Raw genomic sequence first — 15,090 nt, forward strand, 5'->3', positions numbered from 1 at the left:
ATTAGCTAAAATACCTCAATTTTAATAATTGTAGGGTTTATTTAATGATTTAACTTTTTGATAACAGCTATTGTTATTTTGTAAACTCTTGTTAATTAAAGTTTTAATTTTTATTTGATGTGTTTTTGTTTAGTTAGTTATTTGGCTTTGATGTGTTTTTGTAGTGATTAATAAATATTAATAAAAAAAAAATAACCCTACTATTGTTTCAAATTACTAAATAATTAACCAAAATTTATAGAAAAATGAAATTAACAAAATTACTTATTTTTTGTTTTTCATCTCTATTATTCTCGATTTACGCACAAGCGCAAGACATTGTGGTAAACGGAATAGTAAATGATGAAAGTGGTATGCCAATTCCTGGGGCATCGATTTTATTAAAGGGATCTTCAAAATCAGCCTCTTCAGATTTTGATGGAAAGTTTCAAATGCAAGTGCCTTCAGATGGTATTTTAGCTATTAGTTATATTGGCTATGGAACTGTTCAAGAATCAATAAAAGGGCGTTCTCAAGTGGTTATAAAATTAACATCACAATCTCAAGATTTGAATGAAGTTGTTGTTGTAGGTTATGGTACTCAAAAGAAGAGTGTTGTAACAGGAGCTATTTCAAGCATTAAAGCTTCTGACTTAGAAGATTTGCCAATTACAAGAGTTGAGCAATCATTACAAGGTAGAGTTTCTGGTTTGACAATAGCCGCAAACTCTGGACAACCTGGTTCTTCTGCAACTATTCGAGTTCGTGGTATTACTACATTCGGAAACAATGAGCCACTTTGGGTTGTTGATGGAGTAGTGGTTGACGCTGGTGGTATAGGTTATTTGAATCAATCTGACATTGCCTCAATAGAGGTGTTGAAAGATGCTGCTTCACAAGCTATTTATGGTGCAAGAGCAGCGACGGGTGTTATTCTTGTGACAACAAAAAAAGGGAAATCTGGAAAAATCAGTGTCAATTATAATGGTTACACTGGAATATCGGCTCCTGCTAGAAAATTAGACTTATTAAATGCTACTCAATATGCCACTTTGATGAATGAGGCTTCAGTAGCAGGTGGTGGAGATATTAAATTTTCAAACCCAGCATCATTTGGTGTAGGTTCCGATTGGCAATCAGCGATTTTTAATAATAATGCAAAACGTGTTGGACATGAATTAAGTTTAAGTGGTGGAAATGAAGTATCAACATTCTATTTGTCTTTTGGTCTTTTGGATCAAGAAGGAATTGTCGCTACTGATATCTCCAACTATATCAGAAAAAATATTAGGTTAAACTCCACACATAAAATCACTAAGAAAATTACTTTTGGTCAAACATTGGGATATTCTAGAGAGAAAAATGTAGGGTTAGGAAATACTAATAGTGAATTTGGAGGACCTTTAAGTTCTGCAATCAATTTAGATCCATTGACACCAATTGTGGAAAGAGATCCAGTTCTTGCAAATCAATCTCCTTACACAAATACAGGTGCAATTAGAGATGCTAATGGTAATCCTTATGGTATTTCCTCTTTTGTGGGTCAAGAAATGTCTAATCCATTGGCGTATATTCAAACAAGATTAGGGAATTATGGTTGGTCTGACAATTTTGTTGGTAATGCTTATTTAGAAGTTGAGCCAATAAGTGGCTTAAAATTTAGAACTACTCTTGGGGGAAAATTAGCTTATTGGGGTAGTGAAAGCTTTACTCCAATATCTTATTTGAATGCTTCAAATATTGTAGCCAAAAATAATATATCAAGAAGTACAAATACTGGCTTTGGTTGGAATATAGAAAATATAGCTTCTTATTCTAAACTTATCAATAGTCATAATTTCAGTATTTTAGTTGGTCAGGGTGCTTATGTTGATAATATTACTAGTGGGAGCGGTGTAACGTATTATAATATTCCTGTTACTAGCTATAAAGATGCTTCATTTAATTATAGTGTTCCAAAAGATCAGATTGACTCTTACGCGTATACTGGATCAGAACATGTTGTAACATCGTTGTTCTCTAGATTAAATTATGATTATAAAGAAAAATATTTGGTAACGGGTATTATTCGTAGAGATGGTTCTTCGCGATTTGGATCAAATAATAGATACGGAACTTTTCCTTCATTCTCATTAGGTTGGGTAGCTTCAAAAGAAGATTTTTGGAAGGAAAACAATGTAGTTAATCAACTGAAATTTAGAGGTGGTTATGGCGTTACAGGTAATGATGCTATTGGTGATTTTAGATATTTAGCTACAATTGGAGGTGGAAGAAATTACACTATTGGGAATTCGGGTTCTGTAACTATAGGTAATAGTCCGAATGCTCCTTCTAACCCTGATTTGAAATGGGAAGAGACAAGTCAAACTAACATAGGATTTGATGCTACATTATTTCAAAATTTTAATCTTTCGTTAGATTTATATGATAAAAAGACAACAGGTATTTTGCAAGATGTTTTGATACCTGGTTATGTGGGTTCTACAGGAAATCCTGTTGGGAATGTAGCTGATATGCAAAATAAAGGTATTGATTTAGAGTTGGGGTTCCGTAAAAAAATTGGTCAAGTAAATATGTCCGTTAATGCGAATGTTTCCTATTTAGATAATAAAGTTACTTATTTAGGGAACGGTATTGATTTCTTATCTGGTGGGCAAACTATTCAGTCAAGTACTTACCCTATTACAAGAGTTCAAGTGGGGCAACCATATAATGCTTTCTATGGTTTTAAAACGGCAGGGATATTCCAAAATCAAACAGAGATTAATGAATATACTAATGCAGATGGTGGATTAATTCAACCTAATGCTGTACCTGGAGATTTCCGTTGGAAAGACGTAAATGGTGATGGAAAGATCACATCAGATGACAGAGAGTTCCTAGGTAGTCCAATTCCTAAATATACTTTTGGTTTTACTATTAATTTAGATTATAAAAATTTCGATTTATTAGTTTTTGCCCAAGGAGCAAGTGGGAACAAAATTTTTCAAGGTTTACGTAGGTTAGATATTGGGAATGCCAATTTTCAAACATCAGCTTTAGGACGTTGGACAGGAGAAGGAACTTCAAATACTTTTCCAAGATTGACTACAAATGACACGAATAAAAACTTTAATAATCCTTCTGATTTTTATCTTGAAGATGGTGATTATTTAAGATTTAAAACAATTCAGTTAGGGTATTCTTTGCCAAGCGACGCTATTAGTAAAGCAGGTTTAAGCAAAACTAGAATTTATTTAACTGCCGAAAATTTATTCACTTTCACAAAATATTCAGGATATGACCCTGAAATTGGTGGAGGAGTAATGGGAATTGATAGAGGATTTTATCCGCAAGCAAGAACATTCATGTTAGGTGTTAATTTACAATTTTAATAAAAGATATTATTATGAAACTTAAAAATATAAAATTTTCACTTATTGCTTCTGTTGTACTTTTTACAGCAACATCATGCAGTGAGGAATTTTTAAATGTGGAACCAAAAGGGACAGCATTAGAAGACAACTATTATACTAACGAAACAGAAGCTTATTCAGGTCTGGTTTCCGTATATGACGTTTTAGGGAAACAGTCAAAAGGATTTGAGAATATGATTTGTATGTTAAATGCAGGATCAGATGACTTTTATGCTGGTGGTGGTGGTGCAACTGATGGTACCGGAATTCAATCTTTTTCAGATTATTCGATAAGCCCAGTTACAATTCCTGCTAGTTTTTGGAATGATTTTTATCAAGGTATTTTTAGAGCAAATATTCTACTTGAAAAATTGCCTAATGTGCCGATGAATGATGCAACTAAAGCAAGATTTACTGCTGAAACTAAGGCTTTGCGCGGTTATTATTATTTTGAATTAGTGCGAACTTTTAAGAATGTCCCATTAATTACTGAACCAATAGCTACTAGTGAAATATATAATGTTTTACAAGCTAGTTCAGATGATGTTTATGCTCAAATTGAAAAAGATTTGACAGAAGCATTACCTAATTTGCCTAATACAATAAGTGATGTAGCAAATGAAGGAGGACGTTTTTCTAAAGGTTCAGTTCAAGCTTTATTAGGAAAAGTATATTTATATGAAGGGAAAAATACTCAAGCAGCTGCTGCATTTGCTTCAGTTAATGGAACACCAGGGGGCACGAGTATGTATGGTTATAAATTGCTAAATAAATTTGCAGATTTGTGGACTATAAATAACAAGTTTAATTCAGAGGCAATTATTGAAATTACCCATACAGATAAAAGTAATGCAGATTGGGGTAATTGGGGATCAGGATCAGATGAAGGAAACAGTGTTAATGTAATGGTTGGGCCAAGGAGTTTTTCTAGACCTTCTAATTCTACGGCTCCGGATTATGCTTCGGGCTGGAGTTTCAATACAGTGACTCAAAATTTGTATGATGCCTTAAAATCAGACCCTCGTTTTGATGCAACCATTGTTGATATGAAAGCATTAAAAGCGGCAGGACAGGCGGATTATTCTCCTGGATATAAAGACACAGGTTACTTTTTGAAAAAATTTATGCCATTAACATCAGATGTTTCTACAGGTGGAGGCGCTTCAGTTTTAAATTATAAGCAAAATGTATATGCAATCCGTTTGGCTGATACGTATTTGATGGAAGCGGAAGCACTTGGTGCAACTGGAGCAAGAGCACAAGCTTTATTAGATGCGGTTAGAGCAAGAGTAGGCTTGGGCTCTGTGCCTGTTTCTATGGATGCTGTTTTAGCCGAGAGAAGATTAGAACTCGCAGGAGAAGGTCATCGTTGGTTTGACCTAGTAAGAACAGGAAAAGCAGCTGCCGCATTAGCGAGTAAAGGATTTACAACTGGTAAAAATGAAATTTGGCCTATTCCTTTGAAAGAATTGGAAAATACTAAAATTGTTCAAAATCCTAATTACAACTAATATTAAAAATGAATAAGATGAAATTAAAAATAGTTTTAAATAGAGGCGTTTACCTAATGTTTGCTTTGGCTACATTATGTTCACTAAATAGTTGTCAACCTGATGCAGTTGGTGTCGGTAATGGTCTTACTGATGCTAATGTGGATGCTTCCTTTACAGTCACGCCTGTAGAAGGAGCTTCAAATAAATTTACGTTAAGTGCTCAGAAAGCAAATGTAATTGCTTCAAAATGGGATATTGGGGAAGGTACTTTTTCAGGCAAAATGATTGAAACCGTATTTTTTCCGGATGCTGGGACCTATACGGTAACACATACTGCAATTGGTAAAGGTGGAGCTATGAATGCAACCACTAAGGATATTGTAGTTGCAACTTCTGACCCAGTCGCGGGGAATATTATTCAAGGCGGAAAATTTCAAAGCGCAACAGATCATGATAAATGGACTATTTTAAAAATTAGTGATTCGGGAACGAGTTGGTCATTTAATGAAGGAAGTGCTACCGTAAAAGGTGGGGGATGGAATCAGCAAGGAATTTATCAAGCAGTCCAAGTACAAGCCAACAAAGATTATAAAATTGACATGAAAGTATTTGGTAGTGGAGCTATAAATACATGGTTTGAAGTATATGTTTCCAAAACACCACCAGTTCAAAACACAGATTATAGTGCAGATGGAAGAAGAATGGGATTGAGTACTTGGGACGGATGCGCAACAGCTGTATTTTCAGGTAAATTATCAACTGTAGGTTGTGTTGGATCTGGAAATACGGTTCGTTTTACTGAAGCGGGAACCGTTTATTTATTAATTAAATGTGGTGGTGAAAACATTGGTACTACTGGAATTTCAATAACTAACGTTGAAATGCGAGGCAGTAATTAAAGGGAAGTTAGGTTAGGTTTGAATTTTAAGTTGGTGAAATAGCCCATTCTCATTTGATTATGGGCTATTTTTTTAAAACTAAAATAAAACATTACGTTTATTTGTAACTTAGAGTCTTTATTTTGAGACTTTTATTATCAAATAATTATTAATTAAAAAATAACAATAAATGAAAAATTATAGCTTGAAAGTCATTGCTTTATTCTGTTCTTTTACTGCTTTTGCACAACAGCATTCGCTTAAAAAAGAACAGCAAGGATTTATCACTAATGGAAAAAAAATAACGGTATATACTACTGCAGATAGTACGGATTTAAGGTTAACTCCCACAGATAATTTAGTTTTTATGCCTGCGGGACAACCTTTTGAAACAGAAATTTCAGTTTTTGTGGAACCATCTAAAACTTTTCAAAAATTCATGGGAATTGGAGGCGCAATAACTGATGCTAGTGCTGAAGTTTATGCTAAATTATCCAAAGATAAACAGCAGGAACTCATGAATGCATATTATGATAAAGACAAAGGAATTGGTTATTCTTTGTTACGAACAACAATTCACAGTTCTGATTTTAGTAGTGGAAGTTATACTTATATCAAGGAAGGGGATACTGCTTTGAAGACTTTCTCTATTGAGCACGACAGACAATTTCGTATTCCCATGCTAAAAGAAGCAATCAAAACGGCTGGAGGGAAATTATTGACCTATGTTTCTCCTTGGAGTCCACCAGCTTTTATGAAAAGCACAAATAATATGCTAAAAGGGGGCATTTTGTTGCCAGAGTTTTATCAAGCATGGGCTAGTTATTATGCTAAATTTATTAAGGCATATGAAAAAGAAGGCATGCCTATTTGGGGGCTTACCATACAAAACGAGCCAATGGCGGTCCAAACGTGGGAGTCTTGTGTATATACAGCTGAAGCTGAGCGCGATTTCTTGAAAAACTTTCTGGGACCAATAATGGCAAAAGAGGGCCTTGGTAATAAAAAAATTGTGGTTTGGGACCACAATCGTGATTTAATGAATCAAAGAGCAAATACTATTTTTTCTGATCCTGAAGCTTCAAAATATGCTTGGGGTATGGGTTTTCATTGGTATGAAACTTGGGCAGGTGGAGCGCAAATGTTTGATAATGTACGCAAAGTACATGAAGCATATCCAGATAAAAAATTACTTTTTACTGAAGGGTGCATTGAAAAATTCGATGCTAAAAAATATCAATTTTGGCCTAATGCAGAGCGTTATGGCATTTCTATGATTAATGATTTTAATAATGGAACTGTAGGATGGACGGACTGGAATATCTTATTGGATCAAAATGGTGGTCCTAATCATGTTGGAAATTTCTGTTTTGCACCGATTCATGCGGATACTAATACAGGAGAATTAATCTATACTCCTTCCTATTATTACATCGGACATTTTTCAAAATTTATTCGTCCTGATGCCAAAAGAGTAAGTACAGCAGTTAGCAGAAGCAGTTTGTTAAGTACTTCTTTTTTGAATACAGATGGTAAAATGGTCACTATTGTAATGAATCAAAGTGACAAAAAAGTCACCTATAATTTATTTGTAGCTTCAGAGAAAACAGTAGTGCAAATCCCAGCTCATGCTATTCAAACATTAGTCTACTAAAAAACAACAATATGAATCAGTATTTAAAAAGAGTACTTAAGATTACCTTTTTTATAACGGCAATAGTTCTGCAAGTAAAATGTTCTTCATCAAGTGATAGTGGTTCAGAGCCAGCACCGCCAACACCAGTACCTCCTGTGACAGTGGTTAATGAAGTTGATTTTTGGTTGACTAAAGGAGATCAAAGCGTAAAACTTCAAAAACAAACAGGTGTCTTGGGGTTTGGAACTTCGGCTAACGGTTATGCTAGTATAGAAGTAAATGAAGCCCAAAAATACCAAACAGTTGATGGCTTTGGTTATACTTTAACTGGGGGTAGTGCAGATGTCATTAATCAACTGACTTCTTCAAAGAAAAATGACCTTTTACAGGAATTATTCGGATCTGGTGAAAGTGCAATTGGGGTCAGTTATATCAGGATAAGTATTGGCGCATCGGATATGAATGCTACTCCATTTACCTATAATGATTTACCAACTGGGGATTCTGATTTGGCTTTAGCAAAATTCAGCTTGGATCCTGACAGAAATGGAGTTATTGCTTTATTGAAAGAAATACTATTGATTAACCCAAAGATTAAGATTGTAGCAACACCGTGGTCAGCGCCTCTTTGGATGAAAGATAAAGACAGTTTTATGGGAGGACACTTGCAAACAAAATATTATGAAGTTTATGCACAATATTTTGTGAAATACATTCAACAAATGAAAGGGGAAGGAATTACAATCGATGCGATTACTCCTCAAAATGAACCTTTGCATGGAGGGAACAATCCAAGTATGGAGATGACAGCAATAGAACAAACTAATTTCATTAAAACAAATTTGGGACCCGCTTTTAAAACAGCAAACATCACTACAAAAATTATTGCTTATGATCATAATTGTGATAATATACAATATGCTAACACCGTATTAAGCGATGTTGATGCAGCTGCTTTTGTAAATGGAACTGCTTTTCATTTATATGCTGGAGATATTAGTGCACTTTCTATGGTTTACGATGCTTTTCCAACTAAAAGCATTTATTTTACGGAACAATTTACGGCTTCTACGGGTGATTTTAAAGGAGATTTAAAATGGCATTTAAAAAATATAATCATTGGTTCTATGCGAAATTGGAGTAGAAATGCATTAGAGTGGAACCTAGCAAATTCAGGTTCTTTTGGCCCACACACCTCTGGGGGTTGTTCGACTTGTAAAGGTGCCATAACCGTTAATTCTAGTGAAAGTTTGGAACGTAATGTTGCTTATTATATTATTGCTCACGCTTCTAAATTTGTTCCGGCTGGTTCTATAAGAATCGGAAGTAATGTTAGTGGTGATTTAAATAATGTGGCTTTTATAACTCCCGAAGGGAAAAAGGTTCTAATTGTTGAGAATGACGGTACTGTTAACACCTTATTTAATATTAAGTTCAATGGAAAATGGATAACAACTTCCCTAGATGCAGGTTCAGTGGGAACCTATGCATGGTAATGAAATTTTAAAACACATTAAACTCAAAATTAGTATATGAAAAAAGGAGCTTTAATAATTACAGTATTGTTCTCAATTGCGTCTTTTAGTCAAGGGTTTTTACATACTAACGGGCAAAATATTGTTGATGGGAATGAGCAGAATCTAATTCTAAGAGGTCTAGGTTTAGGTGGTTGGATGGTTCAAGAAGGCTATATGCTCAAGACCGATCAATTTGCAGGACCACAGTATGTTATAAAACAAAAAATCACTGATTTAATTGGTGAAAAGAGTACCGAAGATTTCTATAAAGCATATAAAGAAAACGGAATTACAAAGAGAGATATTGATTCTCTTGCGACTTGGGGATTTAATTCAGTTCGATTGCCCATGCATTATAACTTGTATACTTTACCTGTTGAAGAAGAAAAAAGTGCAGGAGAGAATACATGGCTTGAGGAAGGTTTTACAATGACTGATCATCTACTAGAATGGTGTGCGGCAAATAAAATGTATTTAATTTTAGATCTTCACGCCGCTCCTGGAGGGCAAGGGAGAGACGCTAATATATCCGATTATGATACGTCTAAGCCGTCTTTGTGGGAAAGCGAAGCCAATCGAAATAAAATGATTGCCTTTTGGAAAAAAGTGGCGGTACGCTATAAAGATAATCCGTGGATTGGTGGGTATGATATTATAAATGAACCCAACTGGAATTTTACGGGAACCAATAATAATGGATGTGATGAAACTTCAAATGGGCCTTTAAGAGCACTTCAAGTTAATATTACGAAGGCAATACGAGAAGTAGATACGAATCACTTAATTATTATTGAAGGCAATTGCTGGGGCAACAATTACAATGGAATTTTTCCGCTTTGGGATGATAACATGGCTATGAGTTTTCATAAATATTGGAACCACAATACACAAGGTGCGATTCAGAAAATGTTGGATTATAGAACGCAATACAATGTTCCAATATGGTTGGGAGAAAGTGGTGAAAATTCTAATGTTTGGTTCAAAGATGCTATTTCTTTAGTAGAATCCAATAATATAGGTTGGGCTTTTTGGCCAATGAAAAAAATAGAAAATATCGCAGGAATTACCTCAGTTAAAAAGAATCCTGATTATGAGATTTTACTTCAATATTGGAAAAATGGCGGAATGAAACCCAGTCCAGATTTTGCTAAAATAGCACTGATGCAGTTAGCGGAAAATTTTAAAATGGAAAATGTGACCGTCAAGCCAGATGTCGTTGATGCGATGTTTAGACAAGTGCAAACGAATGAAACAAAGGCCTATAAAAAACATAATTTACTAGGAAAAATCTTTGCGACCGAATACGATTTGGGTACCAATGGATTTGCTTATTTTGATAAGGATGTAGTAAATTATAAAGTGGATACGGGAACTTTTGAAGAGTGGAATAAAGGAAATTCAATGCGTAATGACGGAGTTGATATTTTACCATGTACGGATGCAATTTCAAATGGATTCCAAGTTTCATTTATAGAAAATGAGGAGTGGTTGCAATTTACATTAGATTCAAAATCAAAAAAAACGTATGATGTTGCAATTCGATACGCAAGTTCAAAAGCAGATGGGAAGCTACATTTTGAAATGGAAAATGGAATGAAATCATCGGGTATAAAACTTCCAAGAACGGGTGGTGATGCGGTATGGAAAACGGTTGTTTTGCATGGATTAGATTTAAATAAAGGAATAAATAAAATCAAAGTAGCTTTTGACAAAGGAGGTTTTAATCTTAATTATTTTGAATTTATAAAAAGTAAAAAATAACTATTTACACTAAGGTCAATCAATAGAAATCAACATCTTTAAAATATTATTTATAATGAAAAAAATTGCTTATAAAATAACATTGTTATCTTTTGTTTTGCTATTCGCATTTCTGTCTTGTAGCGACAATGGAGGAACTTCAAATGAAGTGCCTGTAGTTGTGCCGTCAAATTTATCGGTTAAAGCTACAGTTGTTGGTACATCTACTGCAAATCCTAATGGAGATGGGGGTGGCGTAGTGAATTTTAAAATCACGGCGAATAACGCGGTTTCTTATAAAATATTGGTTGATGGAAAAACGATTGAACAAACCTCTGGAGATTATTCATATACTTTCAAAACGGCAGGAACTAATACATTTACGGTTTATGTGTCAGCATATAATGGAGTAAATTTTATTAGTTCTTCGGTTGTGGTGGTGGTTAATGTAGCTTTAAATTTAATTTGGTCAGATGAGTTTAATGTAGATGGAGCTCCTGATGTCTCTAAATGGAATTTGCAAACTTGGGATCCGGGTTATGTTAATAACGAACTTCAATCTTACACCACCCGTGCAAAGAATATAAAAGTGGAAGACGGCCTTTTGAAAATTACAGCACTTAGAGAAGATTATGGTAAAGGGAAGTTTACTTCTGGAAGAATAGAAAGCAATGGAAAATTTGAATTTACTTATGGTACAATTGTGATAAGAGCAAAAGTACCTACTGGAGTTGGTACATGGCCAGCTGTCTGGATGCTAGGTAGTAATATTGGTAGTGTAGGATGGCCAGCTTGTGGAGAGTTAGATATTTTAGAATCTGTGGGAAAAAATTTAAATCAAAATCACTCTTCGTTGCATTCACCAGGAAGATCAGGAAATACGCCTGATACAGGAATTATAAAAGTTCCTAATAGTAATACAGAATTTCATATTTATAAAGCAAGTTGGACTGCTACCGATATTAAGTTTTATGTTGATGATGTCTTGTATTATACTTTTCAAAATTCGGATAAATTTCCATTCAATAAAAACTTTTATCTAATAGTAAATTTAGCTATGGGAGGCGTTTGGGGAGGTGATGTTGATCCAAATTTCACATCTTCTACTTTTGAAATTGATTATGTTAGGGTTTATAATTAGGGTTTTATTGTTTATTATTGCCCATATTTTGGCTGCTGTTTTGTAATTCGAACAATCTTATCTATAATATAATTTGATAAAATGAAAAATTTAAAAAATATCTTTTTTCTTCTGATTTTTGGTCCAATGTGCACGGTTTTACCAGCGCAATCATTAAAGATTATGACGTACAATATCCGATTGGATGTAAGTAGTGATGGAGAAAATGATTGGACTCATCGTAAAGATTTTTTTACATCACAAATTCAATTCTATGAGCCGGATGTTTTTGGAGTTCAAGAAGCTACCCCCAATCAAGTTGTTGATATCTCAAATGTACTTTTGAAATATAATAATGTAGGCATGGGAAGAGAAGGGGTTGGAAAAGGAGAGTCTTCCAATATTTATTTTAAAAAAGATAAATTCACAATACTGGATTCTAGTACTTTTTGGCTTTCAGATACACCCAATGAAATTTCAATGGGTTGGGATGCGGCTTGTAATAGAGTTTGTACATATGCTCTTTTTAAGGATAACAAAACGAAACAGTTTTTTTGGGTTTTCAACACACATCTGGACCATATTGGTGAAGTGGCTCGAACCAAGGGAATTGAGCTAATTCTTTCTAAAATTGCGGCGCTAAATACTAAGAAATATCCTGTAATTTTCATGGGGGATTTTAATACAGAACCTAATGAGGATCGAATAATCAAGTTGCAAAAAGTAATGGATGATACTAAGGACCTTTCACAGAATAAACCTTTTGGACCTGAAGGAACTTTCAATGGTTTTAAACATAATGAGCCAGTAACTAAAAGAATTGATTACATTTTTATATCAAAAAATAATAATTTAAATGTAATGAAATATGCTGTTTTGAGTGACTCCAAGGATTTGAAATACCCATCAGATCATTTGCCGGTTTTAGTAGAACTTAACTTTAAAAAATAATATGAAAAGAAGATTAAAAACGATACAGCTTTTGTTATTGTTGCCTATAATTGCCCTTCAATACAATTGTAGCCCTTCAAGGAAGACAATGGAAACCACTAATGAAGTTTCTTTTTGGATGACTAAAAGTGATCAATCAGTGCTATTGCAAAAACAAGAAAAAAACTTGGTATTCAATACTATTGCTAATTCGAATCCAACAATTGATGTTGATGACTCTCAAAAATTCCAAACGATTGATGGTTTTGGCTTTAGTTTAACAGGAGGAAGTGTGACGGCTATCAATAAATTAGAAAAATCAAAAAAAGCGGCCCTTTTACAAGAATTATTTGGTACTAAAGAGGATGCAATTGGGATTAGCTATTTGCGAATTAGCATTGGAGCGTCCGATTTGAATGAGGCTGTTTTTTCGTATGATGATATGCCTAAAGGGGAAACCGATTTGAAGTTGGAGCATTTTAATTTTGGTTCAGACGCAAATGATTTGATTCCACTTCTAAAAGAAATTATAGCAATAAATCCATCGATTAAAATTATGGGATCGCCATGGTCTCCACCTGTTTGGATGAAGGACAATGGAAATACAAAAGGAGGCAGTTTACTTCCTCAATATTATGAGGTATATGCGGAGTATTTTGTAAAATACATTCAACGTATGAGTGAAAAAGGAATTACTATTGATGCTATCACACCTCAAAACGAACCCTTGCACCCGGGGAATAATCCAAGTTTGTTAATGACTGCTTTAATGCAAGCTGATTTTATAAAAAATAACTTAGGTCCTGCTTTCAAAAAAGCCAATTTAAAAACAAAAATTGTAATTTATGACCATAATTGTAATAAACCAGAATATCCTTTGACCATTTTGAATGATCCTGAAGCATTGCCATTTGTTACAGGTTCAGCTTTTCATTTGTACGAAGGAGACATCAGTGCGCTGTCAACAGTGCACAACGCTTTTCCTAATAAAGAGGTATATTTCACAGAACAATACACAGGTTCGGGGAGCAGTTTTGAATCGGATTTAAGATGGAGTGAAAAAAACGTGGTGATTGGTTCCATGCGAAATTGGAGTAAAAATGCGCTATCTTGGGGCTTAGCCAATGATGAATTCTATAGACCTTTTACACCAGGTGGTTGTAGCACTTGTAAAGGAGCGTTGATGATTGATAAAAAAGGAGTAATTAAAAGAGAAGTGGGGTACTATATTATTGCTCATGCTTCTAAGTTTATTCCTGATGGTTCAACTCGAATTGCTAGTAATTTAATTGATCATCTGACTAATGTAGCTTTTAGAACTTCTGGAGGAAAAACTGTTTTATTAGTGCTGAATGATGGAGAAAATAATGAAACTTTTAATATTAAATACAATAATAAATGGGTTACTACGACTTTAAATTCTGGAGCGGTAGCAACTTATATTTGGTAATAAATAAAAAAATAATGATGAGATTTAAGATTTTTTGCACACTGTTTTTGAGTTGTTTTATTATCAATAATGCTATATCACAAGAGGTTAAAACGATAACTTATTTCAAAAACGACACCATAAAACTGGATTTGGATTTATATTTGCCTCAAAAGAAAACCAATCAAAAAACACCCTTAATACTCTTTGCTTTTGGGGGTGGATTTTCTGGAGGGGATCGTACTAGCGGAAAAGAGTTTTGTAAACTACTAGCTCAAAATGGGTATGCGGCAGCAAGTATTTCTTATACTTTATATATGAAAGATAAAAACTTTAGTTGTGATGGTATTTTGACCGAAAAAATTAAAGCCATTCAAATTGGAGTGAGTGATATGTGGCAAGCTACTTCGTATTTGATAAAAAATGCGGATAATTATAATATTGATGCTTCTAAAGTATTTATAAGTGGAATAAGTGCAGGTGCCGAAATTGGTTTTCAGGCTAGTTATTGGGATTATAAATTAATGAATTTATATGAAAATAATTTACCAGATAATTTTAAATACGCTGGATTTATGGGAGGTTCAGGTGCCATTATGGATTTGAATTTGATTACAGAAAAAAACTGTATTCCAATGCTTTTGGCTCATGGTAGTGCTGACGGAACAGTTCCCTATGGAACAGCTGCGCACCATACTTGTCCAACTAATTCCTCTGGATGGTTGATGTTGTTTGGTTCATATTCAGTATATAATTATGCATCACAATTTAATAAAGGAATTGAATTAATTACTTTTTGTGGTGGAGGGCATGAGTTTTCAGGCTATTTATTTGAGAAAGAACCGCACTATGTTTTAGAATTTTTAAAAGAGGTTTTAGCAGGAAACAAATTTCAAAACCATATTGTAAAACCTTCATCTAAAGCAGAAAAGTCTAAATATTTGTTTTGTAATTAAGTTTATAACTAAATACT

Annotated in this window: 10 protein-coding genes; all 10 read left to right on the plus strand. The window is 34.0% G+C overall.

Features of this window, described 5'->3' with window-relative positions; all coding sequences use genetic code 11:
- Positions 1-245: 245 nt before the first annotated feature.
- Positions 246-3,353: a SusC/RagA family TonB-linked outer membrane protein gene (locus AB3G33_RS06230; RefSeq protein WP_367773437.1), complete on the plus strand. Its 3,108-nt coding sequence runs from the start codon at positions 246-248 to the stop codon at positions 3,351-3,353.
- A 14-nt stretch (positions 3,354-3,367) separates the two neighbouring features.
- Complete coding sequence (locus AB3G33_RS06235; RefSeq protein ID WP_367773439.1) at positions 3,368-4,885, plus strand: RagB/SusD family nutrient uptake outer membrane protein; 1,518 nt, start codon at positions 3,368-3,370, stop codon at positions 4,883-4,885.
- 17 nt (positions 4,886-4,902) lie between these two features.
- Positions 4,903-5,766, plus strand: a complete 864-nt coding sequence (locus tag AB3G33_RS06240; RefSeq protein ID WP_367773441.1) for a PKD domain-containing protein — start codon at positions 4,903-4,905, stop codon at positions 5,764-5,766.
- Positions 5,767-5,935: 169 nt separating this feature from the next.
- On the plus strand, positions 5,936-7,399 hold the full coding sequence (locus tag AB3G33_RS06245) for a glycoside hydrolase family 30 beta sandwich domain-containing protein (RefSeq protein ID WP_367773442.1): 1,464 nt from the start codon (positions 5,936-5,938) through the stop codon (positions 7,397-7,399).
- An 11-nt stretch (positions 7,400-7,410) separates the two neighbouring features.
- On the plus strand, positions 7,411-8,877 hold the full coding sequence (locus AB3G33_RS06250) for a glycoside hydrolase family 30 beta sandwich domain-containing protein (protein ID WP_367773444.1): 1,467 nt from the start codon (positions 7,411-7,413) through the stop codon (positions 8,875-8,877).
- A gap of 36 nt (positions 8,878-8,913) precedes the next feature.
- Complete coding sequence (locus AB3G33_RS06255; protein ID WP_367773447.1) at positions 8,914-10,659, plus strand: cellulase family glycosylhydrolase; 1,746 nt, start codon at positions 8,914-8,916, stop codon at positions 10,657-10,659.
- 55 nt (positions 10,660-10,714) lie between these two features.
- Positions 10,715-11,779 carry a glycoside hydrolase family 16 protein gene (locus AB3G33_RS06260; protein WP_367773449.1) on the plus strand — a complete coding sequence of 355 codons (1,065 nt, stop codon included), beginning with the start codon at positions 10,715-10,717 and terminating at the stop codon, positions 11,777-11,779.
- 81 nt (positions 11,780-11,860) lie between these two features.
- On the plus strand, positions 11,861-12,709 hold the full coding sequence (locus tag AB3G33_RS06265) for an endonuclease/exonuclease/phosphatase family protein (RefSeq protein ID WP_367773451.1): 849 nt from the start codon (positions 11,861-11,863) through the stop codon (positions 12,707-12,709).
- A 1-nt stretch (position 12,710) separates the two neighbouring features.
- Positions 12,711-14,138, plus strand: a complete 1,428-nt coding sequence (locus tag AB3G33_RS06270) for a glycoside hydrolase family 30 beta sandwich domain-containing protein (protein ID WP_367773453.1) — start codon at positions 12,711-12,713, stop codon at positions 14,136-14,138.
- A gap of 14 nt (positions 14,139-14,152) precedes the next feature.
- On the plus strand, positions 14,153-15,073 hold the full coding sequence (locus tag AB3G33_RS06275; protein WP_367773455.1) for an alpha/beta hydrolase: 921 nt from the start codon (positions 14,153-14,155) through the stop codon (positions 15,071-15,073).
- The last annotated feature ends 17 nt before the right edge of the window (positions 15,074-15,090 follow it).

The organism is Flavobacterium sp. WC2421, from assembly GCF_040822115.1.
In the GTDB taxonomy this organism is placed as follows: domain Bacteria; phylum Bacteroidota; class Bacteroidia; order Flavobacteriales; family Flavobacteriaceae; genus Flavobacterium.

Coding starts and splice junctions, on each gene's coding strand:
- AB3G33_RS06245 (WP_367773442.1), top strand. CDS start 5,936: ATGAAAAATTATAGCTTGAAAGTCATTGCTTTATTCTGTTCTTTTACT.
- AB3G33_RS06250 (WP_367773444.1), top strand. CDS start 7,411: ATGAATCAGTATTTAAAAAGAGTACTTAAGATTACCTTTTTTATAACG.
- AB3G33_RS06235 (WP_367773439.1), top strand. CDS start 3,368: ATGAAACTTAAAAATATAAAATTTTCACTTATTGCTTCTGTTGTACTT.
- AB3G33_RS06255 (WP_367773447.1), top strand. CDS start 8,914: ATGAAAAAAGGAGCTTTAATAATTACAGTATTGTTCTCAATTGCGTCT.
- AB3G33_RS06260 (WP_367773449.1), top strand. CDS start 10,715: ATGAAAAAAATTGCTTATAAAATAACATTGTTATCTTTTGTTTTGCTA.
- AB3G33_RS06230 (WP_367773437.1), top strand. CDS start 246: ATGAAATTAACAAAATTACTTATTTTTTGTTTTTCATCTCTATTATTC.
- AB3G33_RS06270 (WP_367773453.1), top strand. CDS start 12,711: ATGAAAAGAAGATTAAAAACGATACAGCTTTTGTTATTGTTGCCTATA.
- AB3G33_RS06275 (WP_367773455.1), top strand. CDS start 14,153: ATGATGAGATTTAAGATTTTTTGCACACTGTTTTTGAGTTGTTTTATT.
- AB3G33_RS06265 (WP_367773451.1), top strand. CDS start 11,861: ATGAAAAATTTAAAAAATATCTTTTTTCTTCTGATTTTTGGTCCAATG.
- AB3G33_RS06240 (WP_367773441.1), top strand. CDS start 4,903: ATGAAATTAAAAATAGTTTTAAATAGAGGCGTTTACCTAATGTTTGCT.